At 57.7% G+C, this 20717-nt stretch carries 23 protein-coding genes; 9 read left to right on the forward strand and 14 right to left on the reverse strand.

Going from position 1 to position 20717, the window contains the following annotated elements:
- Positions 1-675 (forward strand): DUF3093 domain-containing protein, encoded by a 675-nt coding sequence (locus HALAL_RS0110495; protein ID WP_084471957.1) that lies wholly within the window; start codon positions 1-3, stop codon positions 673-675.
- 115 nt (positions 676-790) lie between these two features.
- Here HALAL_RS0110495 and HALAL_RS0110500 read toward each other — a convergent pair whose 3' ends face one another.
- Positions 791-1087, reverse strand: a complete 297-nt coding sequence (locus HALAL_RS0110500) for a DUF4193 domain-containing protein (protein ID WP_025273970.1) — start codon at positions 1085-1087, stop codon at positions 791-793.
- A 250-nt stretch (positions 1088-1337) separates the two neighbouring features.
- Between HALAL_RS0110500 and HALAL_RS0110505 the strand changes: the two genes are divergently transcribed.
- From HALAL_RS0110505 to HALAL_RS0110515, 3 genes are all read left to right on the forward strand, one after another.
- A complete protein-coding gene (locus HALAL_RS0110505) occupies positions 1338-1859 on the forward strand; it encodes a LytR C-terminal domain-containing protein (RefSeq protein WP_025273971.1) in 522 nt (173 codons plus the stop codon).
- Positions 1860-2294: 435 nt separating this feature from the next.
- Complete coding sequence (locus HALAL_RS0110510; RefSeq protein WP_025273972.1) at positions 2295-3917, forward strand: RNA polymerase sigma factor; 1623 nt, start codon at positions 2295-2297, stop codon at positions 3915-3917.
- Positions 3918-4276: 359 nt separating this feature from the next.
- Entirely contained in the window at positions 4277-4513 is a 237-nt protein-coding gene (locus HALAL_RS0110515; RefSeq protein ID WP_025273973.1) for a DUF7455 domain-containing protein, read from the forward strand.
- A gap of 131 nt (positions 4514-4644) precedes the next feature.
- Here HALAL_RS0110515 and HALAL_RS0110520 read toward each other — a convergent pair whose 3' ends face one another.
- Both HALAL_RS0110520 and dtd read right to left on the reverse strand, forming a co-directional pair.
- Positions 4645-6366: a DEAD/DEAH box helicase gene (locus HALAL_RS0110520; RefSeq protein ID WP_245598087.1), complete on the reverse strand. Its 1722-nt coding sequence runs from the start codon at positions 6364-6366 to the stop codon at positions 4645-4647.
- A gap of 72 nt (positions 6367-6438) precedes the next feature.
- The gene (gene dtd / locus HALAL_RS0110525) at positions 6439-6861 is read right to left on the reverse strand and encodes a D-aminoacyl-tRNA deacylase (RefSeq protein ID WP_025273975.1); all 423 of its coding nucleotides are present in this window, start codon (positions 6859-6861) and stop codon (positions 6439-6441) included.
- Between the two features lie 86 nt (positions 6862-6947).
- Here dtd and HALAL_RS17660 point away from each other — a divergent pair, with 86 nt between their 5' ends.
- From HALAL_RS17660 to HALAL_RS0110550, 5 genes are all read left to right on the forward strand, one after another.
- Positions 6948-7325, forward strand: coding sequence for a DUF3099 domain-containing protein (locus HALAL_RS17660; RefSeq protein WP_025273976.1), 378 nt, complete (start codon positions 6948-6950; stop codon positions 7323-7325).
- Between the two features lie 18 nt (positions 7326-7343).
- Positions 7344-7634: a DUF3039 domain-containing protein gene (locus tag HALAL_RS0110535; RefSeq protein WP_051463070.1), complete on the forward strand. Its 291-nt coding sequence runs from the start codon at positions 7344-7346 to the stop codon at positions 7632-7634.
- 306 nt (positions 7635-7940) lie between these two features.
- A complete protein-coding gene (locus tag HALAL_RS0110540; RefSeq protein WP_025273978.1) occupies positions 7941-8561 on the forward strand; it encodes a trimeric intracellular cation channel family protein in 621 nt (206 codons plus the stop codon).
- Positions 8562-8795: 234 nt separating this feature from the next.
- Positions 8796-9815 (forward strand): sigma-70 family RNA polymerase sigma factor, encoded by a 1020-nt coding sequence (locus HALAL_RS0110545; RefSeq protein ID WP_025273979.1) that lies wholly within the window; start codon positions 8796-8798, stop codon positions 9813-9815.
- 67 nt (positions 9816-9882) lie between these two features.
- Positions 9883-10560 carry a metal-dependent transcriptional regulator gene (locus HALAL_RS0110550; RefSeq protein ID WP_025273980.1) on the forward strand — a complete coding sequence of 226 codons (678 nt, stop codon included), beginning with the start codon at positions 9883-9885 and terminating at the stop codon, positions 10558-10560.
- Between the two features lie 52 nt (positions 10561-10612).
- Here the strand turns inward: HALAL_RS0110550 and HALAL_RS0110555 are convergent, their stop codons facing one another.
- The 11 genes from HALAL_RS0110555 to HALAL_RS0110610 all read right to left on the reverse strand — a co-directional run bounded on the left by HALAL_RS0110555 (position 10613) and on the right by HALAL_RS0110610 (position 20626).
- Complete coding sequence (locus tag HALAL_RS0110555; RefSeq protein ID WP_025273981.1) at positions 10613-11236, reverse strand: hypothetical protein; 624 nt, start codon at positions 11234-11236, stop codon at positions 10613-10615.
- The gene (locus tag HALAL_RS0110560) at positions 11236-12003 is read right to left on the reverse strand and encodes a sulfurtransferase (RefSeq protein ID WP_025273982.1); all 768 of its coding nucleotides are present in this window, start codon (positions 12001-12003) and stop codon (positions 11236-11238) included. The genes HALAL_RS0110555 and HALAL_RS0110560 overlap by 1 nt, the downstream gene beginning before the upstream one ends.
- A 69-nt stretch (positions 12004-12072) precedes the next feature.
- A complete protein-coding gene (locus HALAL_RS0110565; protein WP_025273983.1) occupies positions 12073-12510 on the reverse strand; it encodes a deaminase in 438 nt (145 codons plus the stop codon).
- Between the two features lie 567 nt (positions 12511-13077).
- Positions 13078-13230, reverse strand: a complete 153-nt coding sequence (locus HALAL_RS18825; protein WP_169732438.1) for a hypothetical protein — start codon at positions 13228-13230, stop codon at positions 13078-13080.
- A gap of 247 nt (positions 13231-13477) precedes the next feature.
- Positions 13478-13618: a transposase gene (locus tag HALAL_RS18160; protein ID WP_245598089.1), complete on the reverse strand. Its 141-nt coding sequence runs from the start codon at positions 13616-13618 to the stop codon at positions 13478-13480.
- A gap of 2314 nt (positions 13619-15932) precedes the next feature.
- Complete coding sequence (locus HALAL_RS19330) at positions 15933-16205, reverse strand: transposase (RefSeq protein WP_425402660.1); 273 nt, start codon at positions 16203-16205, stop codon at positions 15933-15935.
- On the reverse strand, positions 16091-16519 hold the full coding sequence (locus tag HALAL_RS19480) for a transposase (protein ID WP_025273985.1): 429 nt from the start codon (positions 16517-16519) through the stop codon (positions 16091-16093). The genes HALAL_RS19330 and HALAL_RS19480 overlap by 115 nt, the downstream gene beginning before the upstream one ends.
- A gap of 210 nt (positions 16520-16729) precedes the next feature.
- A complete protein-coding gene (locus HALAL_RS0110595) occupies positions 16730-17623 on the reverse strand; it encodes a glycine betaine ABC transporter substrate-binding protein (RefSeq protein WP_025273986.1) in 894 nt (297 codons plus the stop codon).
- Positions 17624-17698: 75 nt separating this feature from the next.
- Positions 17699-18640 carry a glycine betaine ABC transporter substrate-binding protein gene (locus tag HALAL_RS0110600; RefSeq protein ID WP_029767755.1) on the reverse strand — a complete coding sequence of 314 codons (942 nt, stop codon included), beginning with the start codon at positions 18638-18640 and terminating at the stop codon, positions 17699-17701.
- A gap of 25 nt (positions 18641-18665) precedes the next feature.
- Entirely contained in the window at positions 18666-19577 is a 912-nt protein-coding gene (locus HALAL_RS0110605; protein ID WP_025273988.1) for an ABC transporter permease, read from the reverse strand.
- Entirely contained in the window at positions 19577-20626 is a 1050-nt protein-coding gene (locus HALAL_RS0110610; RefSeq protein ID WP_025273989.1) for a quaternary amine ABC transporter ATP-binding protein, read from the reverse strand. Before HALAL_RS0110610 ends, HALAL_RS0110605 begins: the two co-directional genes overlap by 1 nt.
- Between the last annotated feature and the right edge of the window lie 91 nt (positions 20627-20717).

The following is a 20717-nucleotide window of genomic DNA, read 5'->3' on the forward strand; positions in this document are numbered from 1 at the left end:
GTGACGGGAACGATCGAGGTCCCCGCCTCCGGGGCCCTTGCGAGTCATCGTTGTGTCGGTTCCGACGAAGCCGGAATCGAGGCGGCGTCGGCCGTGGGACTCCGAACACCGCCGTTTCTCGCAGGATCTTCGCGTGTTTTCCAGTGGGGTAGTCTCGGGGACGTGGCTGAGGGAAAACCGCTGACGAATAGGCCGAGGGCAGCAGAGGCCCCGGCAAAGGGGTATGAAGAACAGCTGTATCTACCTTGGTGGGGTTGGATCGCGGCGGTCCTCGTCGCCTTGGTGTTGGCCGCGATTTTCTACATGGGTGACAACGTCTGGTATCGCCAGGCCCCACTGTTTCTGTTTCCATTGATGGCCGTTGCAGGTCTCTGGTGGTTGGGGCGGATACGTCTGGCAGTCGACACCAATGGAGGCGATGATCGTCGATTTCACGTCGACGACGCCCAGTTGCCTCGGTGGGCCGTGGACCGTATTGAGGTTCTGCGTGACCATGAATGGGCTGACGCGCTTTCGGTCGGGGCCCATCCCTTGGGGTTTGTCATCCAACGCCCCTGGATACGTTCGGGTGTCATGATCCATCTCGATGATCCGGACGACCCCACTCCGTATTGGCTGGTGTCGAGCAGAGATCCAGAGGCGTTGCGAAACGCCTTTATCGGCGAGGCGACGTAGCTACGTCGGGTCCTCCCAGCGCCGATGCTGATCGGAGGACCGGACCGAACGGCCGTGTAACGAATTCACGTTTACCGGTATGCGGATAACCGCGGTCTGTCCGGCATGCGGGCGTCTAGACGCAGTCGGTGCAAATCGGTTGGCCCTTTTTATCTCCCGCGTACTGGCTGCGGTGGTGGACCAGGAAACAACTCGAGCAACGGAACTCATCGTTCTGCATGGGCAGCACTTTGACCGACAGTTCCTCATCGCCCAGGTCGGCACCGGGCAGTTCAAAATTCTCCGCAACTTCGGCCTCGTCGACGTCTACACTTCCAGACTGGTCGCTACGGCCTTTGGCTAGCGCCTCAATGCCGTCACTGGCGGGCGTTTCGTCTTTTTCGCGACGAGGGGCGTCATAATCGGTCGCCATCGTGGGACTCCTCTTTATTGGTTTCCTTAGTGGTGAGCACTGGTTTTACCGAAGCGTTACGTAACAACTTCGGAACAGTTGGCGTACTGTACCGTACGCCGTTCCCTCATATACAACAGGGGGTGCGAAAATCTTCCTTGTTGTGATAAAACACACAGTAGGTGGTGGAATCTTCCCATCTACAGCGTCTGTGTAACACAAGAAAAAACTCAGGATAGTCTAAAGGCGAGTTCAACTCCTGGGAGGTTACATGCGGTTTGCGCGGTTTAGGGCACTTCTGGTAGTGAGTGTCCTGTGCATCGGGGCGGGTATCAGTGTATGGGTGGCGGTCGAAAGCGATACCCAGGCAGACGGTCAGAGGTCCCAATGCGACGATGACGCGATCCTCATTGAGACTGATCCGGAAAAGGTGCCTGCGACAACCGAGATTGAAGTGGTTGTCCTCAACGCGACGGATAGGGCCGGTCTCGCCGAGACGGTCAAGGATCAATTGGAGGATCGCGGATTCTCGGTATTGGAGACCGACGATTCTGATGCCGAGGTTCCCGATAGCGCACAGGTGACTTTTGGGGCCGAACAATATCTGGCCGGGGTGCATACAAAGGCCTATTTCTATCGCGGTGAGATGGACTTTCAAGCCGACTGGGACAAGCCCATAACCATCGTGGTGGGTGACGCGTTTGATCAAGTCAAACGCACCGACGAAGCCTTGCGCACCTTCGGGCAGGCCTCCAGCATTCAGGAGCCCGAGGGCACCTGTTCGATAGACTGATATTGTGTCGGATCGGCCTAATATGAATAGTGCGGACATTTAAAAGATGGCCCACAAAATTTAAAAACACATCCGAAAACGACCGTGCGGGCGAGCACTGCGGCGAATTCAGCGCTACAATTCACGCCTGCCCGGTTGTTTTGGCGCGTGAAACGGCACTCGCACTTGATTGACAACGCACGAACGTGTTATGGCAATTCTGCGATCGTAGCCCGTACAGTTGAATATCGGGAGGTCTGGTCGAAGGGCCGCTCGCCTCGCGGAAATATCCGACGTTTGTGGAGGTCAAACGCGGTAAAGCGAGAGCTGAGAGTGGCCGTTGAACGAACCTCCGTAACCGCGCTAGTTCAGCTTGGTTGCCGACCCATTTGCCAACGCTCATTAAGATAGGAGCTCGGCGTCAGCCGTGCCCACCACTGCCTCGGAAGGTTGCTCGTGACAGACGCACGTCCCAACGGCACTGACGTACAGTCGTTGACCGAATCGCTGCTCGCTCTCGCCCGTGAAAGCGAAGGCCAACTAACTTCAGCCACAGTCGCACAGGTACTCGAATCTGCGCAAGCCAGCCCAACGGAAGGCAAGCAGATTCTGCGTTCTCTGGCGGAGGCCAATGTGACCGTTGTGGTGGATGGCTCCTCATCCGCCCGTAAGCGTGTGCCCGCCGCCCGGACTGCTTCGACGTCACGATCCACGTCCGCGAAAGCCACGAAGAATTCGACGAAGAAGGCAGCGAAGAAGACGACGAAGAAGTCGGCCGCCGCCACCGCCGCGGCGAGCGCGCAAACCGATGACGCCGCCGACGACTCCGAGTCGAACGGCAAGGCGGCGAAGAAGACCACCGCCAAGAAGACGACGAAGAAGGCGGCCAAGAAGACGACCGCCAAGAAAGCGGCCAAGAAGGCCACCGCTAAGAAGGCGACCAAGGCGGCCGAACCGGTTTCCGACGTTGACGTCGTCATTGAAGAGGAACTCCTGGAACCGGAGAAACCCAAGAAGAAGTCGGCTAAGAAAGCCGCCAAGAAGGCCGCTAAGAAGGTGGACCTCGATGAGGAGCCCCCACCGGAGGACGCGGACTTCGAGTGGGACGAGGAAGACTCTGAGGCCCTGAAGCAGGCGCGAAAAGACGCCGAGATGACCGCTTCGGCCGATTCGGTGCGTGCCTACCTCAAACAAATCGGTAAGGTTCCACTGCTGAACGCGGCTCAGGAAGTAGAGCTCGCCAAGCGCATTGAGGCCGGGCTGTACGCCATTGAGCGTGTGCGGCAGATGCGTGAAGCGGGTGAGGAGATCCCCACTCGTCTGCGGCGTGATCTGGAATGGATCGGGCGCGACGGAGAGCGGGCCAAGGATCACCTCCTGGAAGCCAACCTACGGCTGGTCGTGTCCCTGGCAAAACGGTACACGGGGCGGGGAATGGCGTTCCTCGATCTGATTCAGGAGGGCAACCTCGGTCTCATCCGCGCGGTGGAGAAGTTCGATTACACCAAGGGCTATAAGTTCTCGACGTATGCGACTTGGTGGATTCGGCAGGCGATTACCCGCGCGATGGCCGATCAGGCCCGGACGATTCGCATCCCCGTGCACATGGTCGAAGTCATCAATAAGTTGGGTCGTATCCAGCGCGAAATGCTGCAGGACCTAGGGCGTGAGCCGACGCCGGAGGAACTGGCCAAGGAAATGGACATTACCCCCGATAAGGTCCTGGAAATCCAACAGTACGCTCGAGAGCCGATCAGTCTGGACCAGACCATCGGCGATGAGGGCGACAGCCAACTGGGCGATTTCATCGAAGACTCCGAAGCGATCGTCGCCGTTGACGCGGTGTCGTTCAGCCTCCTGCAGGGCCAGCTGCAGCAGGTGCTGCAGACACTGTCGGAACGTGAGGCGGGCGTGGTTCGCCTGCGCTTTGGGCTGACCGACGGGCAGCCGCGTACCTTGGACGAAATCGGCCAGGTGTACGGCGTCACGCGCGAGCGGATTCGACAGATCGAGTCCAAGACGATGTCGAAACTGCGCCACCCCTCGCGTTCGCAGGTCTTGCGCGATTACCTGGACTAGTCGGTGCCGCGGAATCCGTTTCATCCGACGCCGAGCGGAAGCGTGGTTATCACCCGAAAGAAGTCATCTGGTTTTGCCGACAGCGATATTGGGCGGTAACCGCTTGTCGTTCGGGTGGTAGTCGGATAACGTTTTGGTGTCCCCGCGACACGACACGCGATTCAGTGAGGATGGTCTCACCTGGATTTGGAACAGTAGAGTGTCTGGAGACGTTGTATTGGCCAGGAGTCGCAGAACGACTACTTGGATGAGAGAAACTCGGTCCAGGGCTCGATTTGGAGCCGGTCGCAGGGTAGACTCGTCCGACAAGCCAATACTGCGAACGAAATTATCAACCGGTCACAGCGGAGGAGTACTTCATGACATCCACCCTGACGCCCCCGAAGACGTCGGAACGTTCTATCGCGGGAGAGCGCTGCGATCGGTGTGGCGCTGCGGCTAAACTTCGTGTTCTGCTGGCAGAGGGCAGCGACCTCGTCTTCTGCGGTCACCACGCGAACGCTTACGCCGAAAAGCTCGTACCGATTGCCGTTGACTTCACCGTGGATCCAGAATTCGAATGGCGCGGTAAGGACTTGATGGCCAGCGAGAACTAGTCGATCGTTACGGGCCAAGGTCCCCGTCTGCAGCGTCATAATTGAACAAGGACCGGTCGATACCACTCGTATCGACCCCGAGACTTTCATGCCAGGTGCCGCAAGGCACCTGGCATTATTTTTATCCCGGTTTACCAGGAACGCAGCTTGCTGATGCGCTGTTCCAGCTGGTCGATGGTGGCTTGCGCGCTGGGAGGGCCACCGCAGGCTTTGCGCAGCATCGCGTGGATCTTGCCGTGGGGTTCCCCCGTGGCGTGGGAGCGCGCACCCACCAACTGGTTGAGCTGTTTACGCAGCTTCAGACGCCGCTGGGCATTGGTGAGGGGCGGCTCTGAGGCGCGTTTGGGCTCCTCGGCCTTCTCAGCGGTCGCCTGAGGTTGCTTTTCCTGCTTGCTGACTTGCTCACGTTGCCGTTTACGCAGGAGCAGCTCGACTTGATCACTGGTCAAGAGCCCGGGAATTCCCAGGTACTCTTCCTCTTCAGCCGTACCCGTTTGAGCCGGGATACCGAAGGAACTGCCCTCAAAGATGACCTGATCGAGTTCGGCATTGGTCTCCAGCGTTTCGTGACCACCGTCCAACTCCGCCGAAGGTTCGTTGACCTGGCGTTGCGCCTGTTCCATCAGATCTTCGGGGTCGGTGTCCGTCTTTTCGACGATGACGTGGTCGCGATCGGCTTCCAGGTTCTCCGCCAAACTCAACAACGGCACCACGCTGGGGAGAAACACCGAGGCGGTCTCACCGGGACGTCGTGACCGTACGAAACGCCCGATGGCCTGAGCGAAGAACAACGGAGTATGGGCGTTGGTAGCGTAAACTCCGACCGCCAGCCGAGGAATGTCCACACCCTCCGACACCATCCGGACGGCGATCAGCCATTCTCTGGTGCTATCGGCGAATTTGGCGATTCGGTCGGACGCGGAATCATCGTCGGACAGGACGACTTCAGCGGATTTTCCCGTCACACGTTTCAAAATCCCCGCATAGGCACGAGCGGTGTTTTGATCGGAGGCGATGATCAAACCGCCCGCATCGGACATACCGGCCGCACGCAACGATTCCAGACGTTTATTGGCCGCCTTGAGGACCTGCGGTATCCAGTCGCCTTTCGGGTCCAGGGTACTTTTCCACGCCTGCGACACCATGTCCTTGGTCATCGGCTCGCCGAGCCGGACATTGAGTTCGTCCCCGGCGCGTGAACGCCACTTCGCCTGTCCGGAATAGGCCATGAAGATGACCGGACGAACCACACCGTCGGTCAACGCTTCGCGATAACCGTAGAGCGCGTCGGCCTTGCTGCGCTTACCGTCAGGGCCCTCCTCATAGGTCACGAACGGAATCGGATTGTCGTCACTACGGAAGGGCGTACCGGTGAGAGACAGGCGGCGCTCTGCCTCGTCGAAGGCCTTGAACACCCCGTCACCCCAGGAGCGGGAATCCCCGGCGTGGTGCACCTCGTCCAGAATGACGAGTGAACGACGGGCCAGAGTGCGACGGCGATGCACCAGCGGATCAGCGCCCACCTGCGCGTAGGTGAGGACGACTCCGTGATAGTCGGCGGCCGAGTGGACGTCGGCATTGCGGAAGTTCGGGTCGAGCTGGATACCGAACCGAGCCGCCGCGATCGACCACTGGGTTTTCAAATGCTCGGTTGGGGCGACCACCGTCACGGTGTCGACCGTGCGCTCCGAGAGCAGGTCATAGGCGATACGCAGAGCGAACGTGGTCTTGCCCGCACCGGGAGTCGCGACCGCCATGAAATCCCGTCTGCGTTCCCGGTGGTATTCAAGCATGGCTTGTCGCTGCCAAACCCGAAGAGTAGGAAGAGATTCGGGTGAAACGGCAGGAATCATGCACGCTCCTTTTCTGTGGGGAACCGAAGATGGCGAACGACCATTCATTCTAATCGTGCAATAGTCGAGCTTTCAGCGCTCCAAGATAATCGTGCGCGGGCCGACGTTGACGCTCGAGACGTCCATCATGGCCCCAAACTTCCCGGTCTCCACCCGAGCGCCCAGCGTACGCAGCTGCTCCACCACCTGGTTGACGATCGGTTCCGCCACTTCCGAAGGGGCGGCCTCCTTCCACGACGGGCGGCGCCCCTTGCGAGCGTCAGCATAGAGAGTGAATTGACTGACGCACAGAATCGGAGCGTCACGATCGGAGGCCGACTGCTCATCGTCCATGATTCGAAGATTCCAAATCTTATTGGCCATCCACTCCACCTCGGCCCGTGAGTCGGTGTGAGTGACTCCGAGCAGCACCAACAGTCCTTCGTCAATGGCACCCACCACGGCGTCGTCAACGGTGACACGAGCCTGAGAAACGGTTTGAACTACAGCCTTCATACCCCCGATCCTCTCCGATTCCGGGAGGGAATCTACAGATCGGGGAGGGGCTTTTGTGAGCTCTCTAAGAGGAATACCCTGGAAGTATGAAACGCCAAGCGCAGGTGATCACCGATGCCGAGATGAGCCTGCAAGAAGCGCGTCGGATACGCACCAGGCGCTATCTGATCATGATGTCCTTGCGCATCGTGATCCTTCTCCTGTGTGGCCTGCTCGTCGCCCTGCACGTGCCGCTACTCGGTCTGTGGCTGCTGCTCGGCGTCATCGTCGTGGCCGCGATGCCCTGGATGACGGTACTTCTGGCGAACGACAGGCTCATGACCCGCAAAATGAAGCGCGTAAAGAAAGAACGGCGCCGCGCGCAAGCGGTCTCACGTCAATCCCCACGTTCGTTGGATTCGGATTTAGGCATCGCGCTCGCTACACTGGAATTGAAGCTGAACAGGGTGTTAGAAAGAGGGTGAGCTTTCGTGAGCGACCTGATGGAGTCCGGTATAGGGCTGCAGGCGTCGGGCGATGGCATTCCGACCACCGGTGGATCGACGGTTCTCGACGAACAGACCGAGACGAATCCGGACTATCGTTTCGACGAAGGCGATGAGGATCGTTTTTCGCACTACGTGCCGAAAGACAAGCTAATGCAGGCGATGCTGGACGGAATCCCGGTCAAAGCACTCTGCGGGAAAATGTGGGTACCCACCCGTGACCCCGAGCGTTTCCCCATTTGCCCAACGTGCAAAGAAGTCTACGAGGAAATGAATAAGGGCTCATAACCCGGTCAGCCGGTAGCCGCGTCGCGGTAAAGACCACGATGAGCAATGCCATTGACTGTGCGTCAACCGTCGTATCCCGGACTGGCGGAGGGACCGTCTGCGTGACGTCATACTGTACGGACGTCGTAAAAAGGACTTCTCGAGATCCCTCCGCATCGTCGTTGACGATTCGCACACCGGCCAGGGTGGCCGTGTCAGGAGGATCGCAGAGTTCCACCGGCGAGGACGTGGTCAGACGGCCCTACCGTCTCACAGATATGTCGCTCTTGGACATTATCGGGGCTTCGCGCTGTTATAACCGTAGGCGTGGAGCCCTTTTCCGTTACCTTGGCCGCCGACCTCCTAGGTGTCGCCGTGTTCGCCGCCTCAGGAGCCTCCGCAGCCGTCGCACGCCGCTTCGACATGTTCGGAGTGTCGGTCATCGGCATCGTGACCGCCTTGGGCGGAGGCGCTACACGTGACGTCCTCATTGGAGATATACCGCCGCTCCTATTGACCGACTGGCGCTACCCCGCCGTAGCGATAACCTCGGCTTTGGTGGTGTTCTACTTCCATCCCGCCTTTTCCCGCCTGTACCGATCCGTCCTCATCCTCGATGCGGCCGGTCTGGCGATTTTCACGGTATTGGGCACTCAGAAGGGGCTCGAATTCGGCCTCAGCGGCTACGCCGCCTGCATGGTAGGAATCCTATCCGGTGTCGGGGGAGGAATGGTACGCGATATTCTCACCCAGACCGTGCCGGTTATCCTGCGAGAGGACTTCTACGCCCTGGCCGCCCTGATCGGTTCGGTGATCGTCGTGATCGGATACCACTGGGACCCCACCCCCGGGTACTGGGCCAGCGGCCTCTTTGCCGGCGCAGTGGTCTTCATCAGTAGACTTCTAGCCATCCGTTATCGGTGGTCGGCACCGAAACCGCGAATTTAAGTGCCGCAAAGGGTTGCGTTCCGAAGCGATAACAGGCACACTCTAAGTGAATGTGACGGAGCCCAATCGACATACTGTCGGGTCACTCGTACAAAACGGCAAACCGTTATCTCCCAACTTTGTGCCACATCTACGGCCAAGGGGTTTCACCGCAGCGTTTTTCGGTCAAGCTGTAATTCCAAGCGATAGTTCTCCCCGGTGCCCGGTTGGAGTTGTCCAGGAAGGTGAATCCCGATGGCTCAGTCAGACAACACACGACCCCGCCAAGCCGCCCTTGATATCACAACAGACCCGGTTCGCCACTACCTCAATGGAATCGGAAAACACCGGCTACTCACCGCCGCCGAAGAAGTCGCCCACGCCAAGGCCATCGAAGTCGGCCTCATGGCGGAGCACAAGCTCAAACAGAATCCCCCGACCGACTTCGCCGACCGTCGCGCGGATCTGGCGGCGCTCGCGGCAGAAGGACGTGCGGCCAAATCCCGTATGTTGGAGGCCAATCTACGGTTGGTCGTCAGTATCGCCAAACGTTATACCCACCATTCGCTCAGCATGCTCGACCTGATCCAGGAAGGCAACCTTGGGCTTATCCGCGCCGTTGAGAAGTTCGATTACACGAAAGGCTACAAGTTCTCCACGTACGCCACGTGGTGGATTCGTCAGTCGATCAATCGGGCGCTGACCGAACAGTCACGCACCATCCGCGTGCCCGCCCACGCCATGGACCAGATCAAGCGTATGAACAAGGCTCGTTCCGACCTGTCGGCCCGACTGGGGCGTGAACCGCGTAGCCATGAGATAGCGGCGGAAATGGAGGTGGACACCCTGAAAGTCCTCGAGCTGTTGAGCTTTGAACGTGAACCGGTCAGTCTCGACCAGACCGTCGGCGAAGAGGACAACACCTCATTGGGTGACATGATCGCCGGGTTGACCGTTGAAACCACCTCGGAGCACTCGGTGGCGTACCGGATGATGCGTCGACACATCAACATGATTCTGGGTTCCCTGCCACAGCGGGAGAGCACGGTACTGCGACTGCGGTTCGGAATCGACGACGGTCGGCAGCGTACTCTGGAAGAAGTATCATCGGATTTCGGCCTGTCGCGGGAACGCGTACGGCAGATCGAAAAGAACGCCCTCCACCTCCTCCGCCAACCTGATTACGCCACTCAACTGTCGGAATATGTCGCCTTACCCACAACCATGCCGGTATCAGGGGAGGTTAATACCGGATTCGTCCGAGCATGGCGCTAAAATTGGGTTATACGATTTAGCGAACGTAGAGCCTTTTCAGCCGAACTCGACTCGAAGGAACAACCATATGGCTACCGACCTGGTTGACACAACGGAAATGTACCTGCGCACCATCCTGGAGTTGGAGGAAGAAGGCGTGCCCGCGCTACGTGCGCGGATCGCCGAACGGCTGGAACAGAGCGGGCCGACGGTCTCTCAGACCGTGGCCCGGATGGAGAGGCACGGTCTTCTACACGTCAAGAGCAACCGTCAATTGATACTCACCGATCTCGGGCGTAAGCAAGCCGTATCGGTCATGCGCAAACATCGACTGGCCGAACGACTGTTGGTCGACATTATCGGCCTGCCCTATGAACAGGCTCACGATGAGGCCTGCAAATGGGAGCACGTCATGAGTGACGACGTGGAACGCCGGGTCTACGAACTATTGCACAAACCCGATCATTCGCCCTATGGGAACGCGATTCCGGGGCTCGTGGAGTTCGATCGCGGCGCCGACGATACGGACCCCGAAGGCGTATCGCTGACCAGCGTCGACGATGGTCAGCAGGTCCGCGTCGTGCGGCTGGTGGAATCCGTGCAGACCCAACCCGAATTGTTGACGTCTCTCCACGAGGCCGGGCTGGACCCGGACGCCGTGGCCGATGTCAATGTCCGCAACGGCGATTTCGTTCTCGCCGGTCCCAAAGGAGAAGCTCTGGTCACTAGGGCCGATGCGGAGCGGTTTTTCGTATCGGTGGTGTGAACCCGAAGTAGGAGGGAGCCGGGTGCGCGGCGGACAACCCGCGGTCCCCGGTTCAATCCTCTTGCTCGGTAAAGCGGCTTTCAATGTCGCGGGCCAGTTCGACGAAATCGTCGGAATGGTCGTAGATGTCCTCGGTGTCCGCATCGTCGGCTGCGGTGTAGCGCAGTTCAAACCACACATCGTCGGCTTCGCTCAACCAACCGAGGTAGACGGCGGGACCGGCCCCGGTTTCCTCCGAAACGGTGAGGACATAGCCGATGTCCCCCAAATCGTCGATCGGTTCGGCGTCGTCGGGGATTTCTCGGTCGGTGTACGTCTCCACGCTGACGGCCCCGCTGCCGTTGGCCAGCGTGACGTCGGGGAACGATCCTTCGGCGGTTTTAAAAACGCAGGTGGACTCGTCGTATTCTTCCTCGTCGGCGTCGGTGTCCTCGTTCGGATATCCCGAGGCGTACTTGAAGTCGTCACCGGTGATTTCCATGAGGCGGTCGGCGTCGATGAGGGGACATAGCCCGCCCGCCGCTTCCGGATCCAGCTCGACCGGTTCGGAGGATTCGCTGGGGGACTCGTCCTCGGTGAGGTCACCTTCAAGCGAGTCATCGTCCGGCTCCGAGGAGTCGCCGCATCCGGTGGCGAAGAGCAGCGTGGAGAAAAGTACCGCCGTGAAACGTTTCATCATGCCTCCCCAACAGCTACGTCCCGTTCATGGGAAATCCAGTCACTCCACGAACCGACGTAAATCGGTGGGACGTCCTTGCCGTGCGATGCCTGCGTCCAGGCCGCCATTGCCGCCGTAACCCCGGAACCGCAGTAGAAGGCGGCGTCCTCGATGTCCGCTACGGAGTCGGCGTCCGTCATCGGTATGTTGATCGCTCCCGGGATATGCCCGGCAACCGGATCGATCGGTTCTTCGTCTCCACGGTACCGTTCAGGCGTGCGGACATCTACGAGATTATGTGATTCCACCCACTCTGGGATGTCATCGGCTTCCAGAAGGGGGAGACGTCCCGGGTCCAGCGTGACGCCACCCGGCTCGGGAAGGGCGGTGCTGCCGGACTCGACGCCACGTCCGGCTTCGCACCAGGCGGCAAAGCCGCCTTCGAGTACGGTTACCTCGGTGAGACCGGCCCACCGCAGCGTCCACCACGTGCGTGCGGCCGCGAGCGGCGCTCCGTCGTCGTAGATCACGATCGTGGAATCGTTATTGACACCAACGTCGCGCAGCGTGGTTTGCAGTTGATTGACGTCCGGAAGTGGATGGCGACCGCCGACCGAACCGGGTTCGCCGGTGATGTCGGTATCCAATTCCAGGAAATAGGCGTTAGGAATGTGAGCCGACAGGTAATCGGGGTGGCGACTGGCTCCCCCAAGTGTCCATCGGACGTCGATGACGATGGGCTCTCTCAATCGAGAGAAGTCAGCAACACTGATGCTGGGATTCATACCGTTCAGGTTACTAGGGAGCTCAGGAGAACGTCGGTTGAGGCGGACGAATTCGTTCGCACCTGTCGTTCAATGTGGGGGCAGATGCTCATTGGCCTCTCCAAGGGCGGCGTCGCTCAATTCGCCGACAACCGTGACTTCGATTCCCGCGTCCCGTAGCTGCTGTGCCCCGCTGGGACGCGACACGAATACGGTCGGCTCGGCCGCTGCGTATACCACGCGGGAGACGCCAGCGTCGATGAGAAGACGGGCACACGGCGACGGACGTGAAGCGCGATAACCGCAGGGTTCCATGGAAGAATAGATCGTCGCGCCCCGTGCGAGGCGACCAGCGTGGCGCAGGGCCACCTCTTCGGCGTGGTCGTGGTCTTGTTCGGCCCGTGAATAGCCTTCGCCGACCACCTCGTCGCCCTGCACCAGGATGGCCCCCACACTGAACGCCGTGGGTGACGGTGGGGCCTGTTGTGCGAGGGATATGGCGCGACGCAACCAATCGTGGTCATTCATGGAGTCGATTCTATCCCGTCCGGTGAACCCGGCGCGATTTCCGTGAACGTCCGGATCGGCAGCAACGCTTCACCAAATATTTCTCCTTTAACACGACTACCGTAAGTTCTCAGGGTGGAGCGTATTTTCGTTGGTAACGTCCTTGTCGGGCCTTTTCGCGGCAGCGTCGTTGCTAGTTGATAGACGCGAGGACATGTTCTAGGGAGCCGACTGTGGGGAAGATCAGGCCCAACAAACACCGAACGATCGGCGTGGTGAGCCTGCCCAGTCCGCATTGCCCTTCGGCCTCTTCGAAACCAGATTCGATTCTCCAGCGTGTCCCGGTAATGCTCACCAACTTGGATTTGGTCGTCCCTACGGGGCGAAGCACAAGTAGTAGGCGATATCGTCAGGGTCGGTCGGTGACCGGCGGGCGAGAACGGAGCGCTCATAGCCGTTACGGATGTTGCCCTGACCGGGAAGCAAATCTCAGGCCCAATCGTATTCACGGGGCCACGTTCTCCCTCGCCCTGGGAGAGAGGAGCCCATGCACGAAGTGGAGCCTCGGTGAACAGAGTTCGGATTTCTCTATTTCTGTCCGTCGGCGTCCGAGACCATGTGGTTGGTCTTCACTTCCAGCACATTCCGAATGCGTGCTTCTTCTAGGACGCGGAGTGTGAGGCCGTCGATGCCGTAGGCGGAGTCGGCGGTGACCCACACCCCCGAACTCGATCCTTGCATCGCGTGCTTGGGCGATCATGGCTCGCCGCAGTGTGTGTCTTGGCCACCAGGCCCTGTTCGGCCCGCCAGGCGGGGATGCCGGCGTCGGCGCAGCGGTCCGCGTCGCGGATCCACGACGCGGGGAGATAGACCTCCCTGTCGATCAGAGCTCATCCCCGCGGGGGAGACCAATGCGGCGAAGACTCCGATCCGGCAGTTATCCACTTTGCCCCGTCATGTTTGTGTATTGGCGTTGCACCCCAACTGATCACTGTCCCTTCGTGACGAAACCGGTGTCATCGACCACCAAAACCGCGTCCGGGCCACCGAACTGCGCTGAGACCGCCTGTGTCAGATGGTTACGAATCCGGCTGGCCTCCCAGGTCGCTCGCATCAAGAAGTTTTGCACCGTATGAGGATCAGCATGGCCGACCGCTTCAGAGATCTGCCAGCCGTTCTTCTGCTCCCACCGACGACAACAGCGCCGTCAGGTACTCCTTCGCATGTCGCGCTGTCTCGATCCGGCCGAAGTCATTCGTGATCCGCCCGAACCACTCCTCAAACCTCTATGATCAGGAGACCACGTCGTCCACCGCGATGTCCTCGACATCCACCACATCCATCATGACTGGAGAATACGACTTGACCAGCCGGAACACCACCGCCATGCAGCTCTCCACAGAAAATAGAAGCCATTGACGCACAATGGAACACAGAGACCGTCACCAATCCGTCACAGGCACTTACGGTAGTCGTGTTAACCACTAAATCGAGGACATCGCCGTATTTAAATTGATTCCGGAAAATCTCATAGGTCTACGCTGTAGCAATCCAATATTGGGGACAGCAGCTGTATTCGGGCAGAGTCAAAACTGGCTAGAGCATGCCCTCTTAACGGTTGACACCGTATAAGATGGGCATGCTCTAGAGTGAAGTTGGTCCTAAGGACGTGCTGGCTTCAAGTCGGGATCCACTTCCCGTCTGTATGTCATCGTCCGAGTTAGATTCCCAAGCCCAAAGCCAGATGTAATCTCCTTCTGGGATAAGGTTATGCAGGCCGTCGCAAACGGTCCATCCGGCAGCTGAGCCATGGCGGTTGTGGCAAATATACGTACCGTCAGTATCGGCAGTCCAGAATACGACGTCGGCATGGTAGCCGTCTCGTTTTGCGTCCTTGATCCATATTTCGTCGCCGTGGGGTTCGAAGCACATATGCACCCAACCATTAAGGTTGCACGTAACTTCACCAGCAGGAGGTCCTCCAGAGACGTTTTCCGCATAGTACTCCCCGTCATGTGACGATACTGTAGCTTGTGCTGCAGTAGGAGAAAAAATCGCAACAGCGAGAAGAAGCCCACCAGCAACGCCGAGGCGCGCACATATCCTGCGAAACTGTCTAAACATGTTATCCCTTTCTGTTAATAGGATGCTGTATCAGTCAATGTATGTAGCTCTCATGCTCCTATAGCCCAGAATTAGAGCCGTTTTGAATGACTAATGTGGCGAAATATTAGATTTAGGATTGGGGTTTGGCGAGCACCAGACTTCGCATAATCTCGTGGTATCTTTCCACTACGTTATGAGGAAACCCCGGCTAGGTGGTTCTTCGCGATTGATGCATTGCTAAGAAACCTAGGAATAGTGCTGGGTTGCAAGAGCCTTAATGTTCCAACGGTGAGCTATCAGAACAGTTGCCATATTTGTACGTATGGACCCCTAATGTTGTTGAAGTTTGGGTGAGCGGCCCGTGTCCACCGCCTGTCCATTTTGGCTTCTCATTCGATTTCTTAACCATCGCACGAAACAAGATAGTAGTGTTTTCTGGGATTCGGTCGTGCAGGCCGTCGCAAATGGTCCACCCCGCTTTTGCCGTCTGCTTATTATGGCATAGACCTGTAGAGATTCTACTGCCATGATCATCGTGAAGCTGGTAGTACAAGTCAACATGGTATCCGTCAGCGACTTTATCTTTGACCCAGAGTTCGTCACCGTACGATTCGAAGCATGCGACTGCATGAGATCCCATCGAGCATGGAGCGTCCAGTGGGGGCGTTGAAGATGTATTTGCGGCATACGCTTCTAGTTCTGCGTCAACCATATTGGCTTGCGCTGTAATTGGAAATAGGAGTGAGCCTGCTATGGCTGCTGCTAGGACAACAAGTATCCGTTTGAGATTCATAATGCCTTTCTGTTGAATGCGGACGAATTGCTTATGTTCATCCGCGTTGATGAGCCAGAAACTACTGTATGTGTCTGTAGTCAATCGATGCTACATGCGTTATTCTTTCGTTAACACAGTCATATACTCATGTTATTGAAGTAGGTCATTTCTCATCCTTTATGGATAATGAATCGACATATATGAGAAAAAAGATAAAGGCATGGTTATATAAGTGGAAGGGGCAGTTTGATGAATTCAGCCTTGATTTATATGAGTGTCATTCTGATATTGAGGCGGATCTTCAATCGAGTTGATATTCTACTCCCGTAACGACAGTTTAGAATTCACATACCTTAGAGCTGGGTTTAAGTTGCGTGTCGCACGTCGTCTGCAGTAGCTGAGGTGCGCAAATCCGTTGTGGAGCACCAGCGATCAATCCCACCGGATGGCGAGCCCTTTGAACTGGTGCCGATGGGGAATCGCTTGTTCGATTGCCCATCTGGCCTTGCCAAACCCTCTGATCACCCGGCATCCTCGACCGTTGACGATGGGCGTAATTCGCCTAGACGGCGGAAAGGTCGTGCATCGTAGCCTTAGTCAGCCAGTACAGTATCTGGGCGGCGTCGAGGTCGTCCGGTCGTCTCGCCACAGCCGGAACCGTTTCTTCTACGGCCGGACCGACCCTGATGTCATTAACATTAGCGCTAGTGGCCATGATTGCTAGGGGACCTCCGCGACCATCAAAGGTGACATGGTGTTTCGAACCAGGCCGGGACCGATCGACCGGGGAAAGACCGATACTAGGACCCCCTTTTTTTTGGCCCGGATATGGGATCCGTTCACACAGACGGATGACCAGTCGGTTGTGTCAACCCGGTGGAGCTCGGACGGCAGCTGGCGATGGAGTTTCTCCCAGATACCGGTCGCAGTCCACTGCTTGAACCTCCGCCTGTACGTGACCTCTGATCTGAACCCGAACTCGGTCGGTTGATGCTTCCACACTATGCCGGTATACGGGACGAACAGGAGGCCTTGGAGGCCCCTGCGGTGTCCGATAGGAACAGTGCCCCTGCAGTGCGGCCGGTCCTCCGGCTGCAAGTACTCGACCAGTTCCCACAACTGATCATCGATTTCCCATGGTTTTGCCATAACCTGACCAACGAACGAACCCCAAAGACCCGTCGTACAGCCAGTATGTTTAAAACACTACTTGAAACCTGATCTTAGCTGGCTACTAGCCGTATCATCTTCGCCACTGCTGGCAAGGGGTAGTGAGTGAGGGAAACTGTATTTTGGCGGCAGCAATGCTTCAGTGTGGGAGGCAGGGAAGCATTGCTGCCGGCCAGTCTGAACAGTAACTTAGGAGCTCGGGGGCTCCATCATCGAATCCATTGGATTGTCCTGCATCCAGGTGCTTACCGCCTGGGAGACGTCTTCGGATTCGTTGAGCGCGAAGTTCTCCAGGTCGGCCAGCTGCTCATTCGACATGGTGAACAGACGCAAGGCCTCCGCGAGATCGGGTTGGTCGGATGCGAAACCCGATCTAGTGAGAATATGCAAGGTCTCCACTGAATTCAGGGTATCGTACGGATCGATGAGGTCCCGCATGTTGAACGCCGTATACGCCCAATGCGGATGCCAGAGCGTTACCGCGATCGCCTCCTGTGATTCGGTGGCGGCTCGCAGGTCGGACAGCATTTCGGGGGTGGAGCTGGTTTTCAGTTCCACTTCGGTGAGATTGTAGGTGGGGATCACTTCGTTGCGCACGGCGGCGGTGAGACCGGCTCCCGGTTCAATGCCCGTCACAGTGCCGTCGAGAAGGTCCGCATAGGAATCCAGTTCATCAATCGCATTGATGTCGGTTACATAGTCGGGAACCGCGATCGCCAATGAACCGTTGTCGTACCAGAAACTCAAGTTGTCAATCGAGTCGCCGTGTTTTTCCATATAGTCGGCGTGCGTGGAGGGGAGCCAACCGTCGAGGAAAAAGTCGACGTCGCCGTTGGCGAGGTCGCGGAAAAGCGGTGCCGCGTCATCGTATTCGACCACATTGACGGTCCATCCTGCAGCGGTTAGAGCCTGGCGCCATAGCTCAGTGACGACGATGGCCTCATCCCAGTTGATGGAGGCGATGGTGAGGGAGTCCTCGCCGACGGGAATGGTCTCATCACTGCCCGAACCGGTTGCGCAAGCGGCGGAAGCGCCGGCCAACGCTCCTGTGGCGGTGAGCAAAACTGTGCGTCGGTGCATCATTCTCTATTCTTTAGGCAGTAAAAACGGCAGTGAAGGATTGCCATCAATCCCTCACTGCCGGTCATTATATGACGATTACTTGGTGAGTTCCTCGAAGGGGTTGTCCTGCAACCACTCCAGCACACCGGCAGCGATGTCGTCCTCGTACTCTTCGCCTTCGAAGACGACGCGCTCGAGGTCCGCCAGCTGCTCATCGCTCATGTAGAAGTTCTGCATGGCGTCAGCGATTTCGGGGAAGTCCTCTCCGAATCCGTCGCGCGACAGATTGTGGATTTCTTCGACGTCACCGAGAGCGCCCTCGGGATCTTCCAGGTCCTTCAGATCGTAGGAGCTGTATGCCCAGTGCGGCTTCCACAGCGTCACTAGAATCGGCTCCTCGTTGCTGATGGACGAGTCAAGACTTGCCAGCATGGCCGAGGTGGAGGAAGTGACGTGGTTGAAGTCCTCCAAGCCGTAGGTCGGAATGACCTCTTCGTCGGTGGCCGTGGCGAGGCCGGAACCTGCCTCGATGCCGGTGATCTTTCCGTCGAAGAGATCGACATTGTCTGGTAGATCTTCCAGGCTGTCGACTTCATCTACGTATTCAGGTACGGCAATCGTCAGCTTGGCGCTGTCGTACCAAACGCCATGTTGCTCCAACGAGTCGCCGTACTCATCCATGTAGCTGGCGTGAGTGTAAGGCAACCAGCCATCTAGGAACAAGTCGTAGGTTCCATCCGACAGACCCTGGAAGATGACACCTGCATCGGACATTTCGTGCATTTCAACGTCGTATCCGGCCTCTTCAAGCGCCATGCTCCACATGTGGCTGGTCACGACGTTCTCATCCCACGTGCCCAGATAGGCCAGATTGATTTCACCTTCCCCTTCGGGGATATTGAAACCGGCGTTCGCCATCTTGTCTTCGTCGACGGAGTCGTCGTCTTCACTTTCGACGTTGCACGCTGCCAAGCTAGTGGCCAGCATTCCTGCTGAGCCGAGGGCAACGGCACTACGGAAAAATGAGCTGCGTTTCATTTCTCATCCTTTCTTTCTGCTTCGGTTAGCTGTTGGCAAGGCGTTGTGCACGGGCGACCGGCGTGCGGTCGGACAGGCCCTGCGAGACACGGTCGAGGAAAATGGCCAGGAAGGCAACGGCGAGACCGGCATTGATGCCGTCCTCAACCCTAACGTGGCTGAGCGCGGAGTTGATTTCTTGACCCAGTCCGTCGCCTCCGACCAGACCGGCAATAACCACCATGGACAAGGACAGCATGATGACCTGGTTGAGACCGGCCATAATGGTTGGAAGCGCCAGCGGGAGTTTGATACGGGTCAGGATGCTCCAGGGGCTGGCACCGAATGCTTGTCCTGCCTCAATCGTTTCTTTGTCAACCTGACGGATGCCGAGCTCGGTAAAACGAACCCCGGGAGGCATGCAGAACACGATGGTGGCGATCATTCCGGGGACGACGCCAGGACTGAAAAGGATAACGACGGGAATGAGGTAGACAAACGCTGGAAGCGTCTGCATGAAGTCCAGTACGGGTCGGATCATGCGACTGACAGTCGCATTGTGTGAAGCCCAGACGCCCAAGGGAATGGCCAGAACAGTTGCAACCACTGTTGATATGAACACCATGGCCAGGGTCTCCATCGTGGCATGCCAATAAGGAGTCCAGGCAATGACGAAGGCGAAAATACCCATGCCCAGTCCGAGTTTCCACGACCGGCAGGCCCAGGCAACGAGGGCCAGAATGATGATCATGATTCCACTGGGGAGATAGGTGAAAACCTGGACAAGGCTATCAAACATCCAGGTCATTCCGTCAGTGATGCCGTTGAAGAGCGGGGCCCAGTTCGTGTCGAGCCACTTAACCAGCTGATCACCCCACTCACCGAATTTCATCTCGGGAAGCGGTTTCCAGACGTAGGTGTAGAACCAATCGTGGAGGTATTGTACGAAATCGCTCATTATGCATCACTCTTTTCGGAGCTGGGGCCATCACCGTCGTCGGGTGATAGCGATTCGAGGATGCGCTGCTGTGTGATCATGCCGATGGCGTCCTCGGAGTCGTCGACCACCAAAAGCGGGTCGGTCGTGGACGCGGCGGTCTCAAAGAGCTCGGTGACGGGAGTGCCGGCTTCAACCGTTTCGAATTCGCCGGTATCGGTACTGGCTGCGGGCTCCATGATTGTTTCCGCGGTGAGGACGCGGGAACGATCGACGTCCGCGATGAACTCCGAAACGTATTCGTTCGCCGGGTGAAGGAGTATATCCTCGGCGGTACCGATTTGGATGATGCGACCGTCACGCATGATGGCGATTCGGTCGCCGATCTTCATGGCCTCGTTGAGGTCGTGGGTAATGAAGACGATCGTCTTACCTAGAGACGTCTGCAGATCCAGAAGCTGGTCTTGCATCTCCTGGCGAATCAGAGGGTCAAGGGCGCTGAAGGCTTCGTCCATCAGGAGGATTTCGGTGTCCGAGGCAAGGGCACGGGCCAAGCCTACACGCTGGCGCATACCACCGGACAATTGAGCGGGGAGTTTATCTTCCCAGCCGTCCAGCCCGACCATTTCAATGGCTTTACGGGCGTTTTCGTATCGTTCTTCCTTCGAATTCCCCTGGATTTCGAGGCCGAAGGCAACATTGTCCAAAACCGAGCGGTGGGGCAGTAGAGCGAAGTGCTGGAATACCATACTGACCTTTTCGCGGCGCGTAGCCCGCAGGTCGGAGGCACTCAGAGAATTCACTTCCTCGTCGCCGATCTTCACCGAACCAGACGTGGGTTTGAGCAATCCGTTCAGCATTCGAATGAGCGTGGATTTACCCGAACCTGATAGCCCCATAACCACAAAAATTTCGGCTGGAGCCACTTCAAAATTGGCATCGATGACGGCTGCGGTCACTTTTCGGTTCTGCAGCTCGTCACGGTGGATGCCGGTAGACAGTTCTTTAACTGCATTTTTGGCACCCTTGCCAAATACCTTATATAGGGATTCGACCGTTATTGCTGACATGCTTTCCTTCCCCGGAACTAATTCCAGATCAGTATGGGGAATCGCTGTGCGATTTATTGTGCAAAACTCTTTTGCACGACCCTTAATTGTG

The organism is Haloglycomyces albus DSM 45210, assembly GCF_000527155.1.
GTDB lineage: Bacteria > Actinomycetota > Actinomycetes > Mycobacteriales > Micromonosporaceae > Haloglycomyces > Haloglycomyces albus.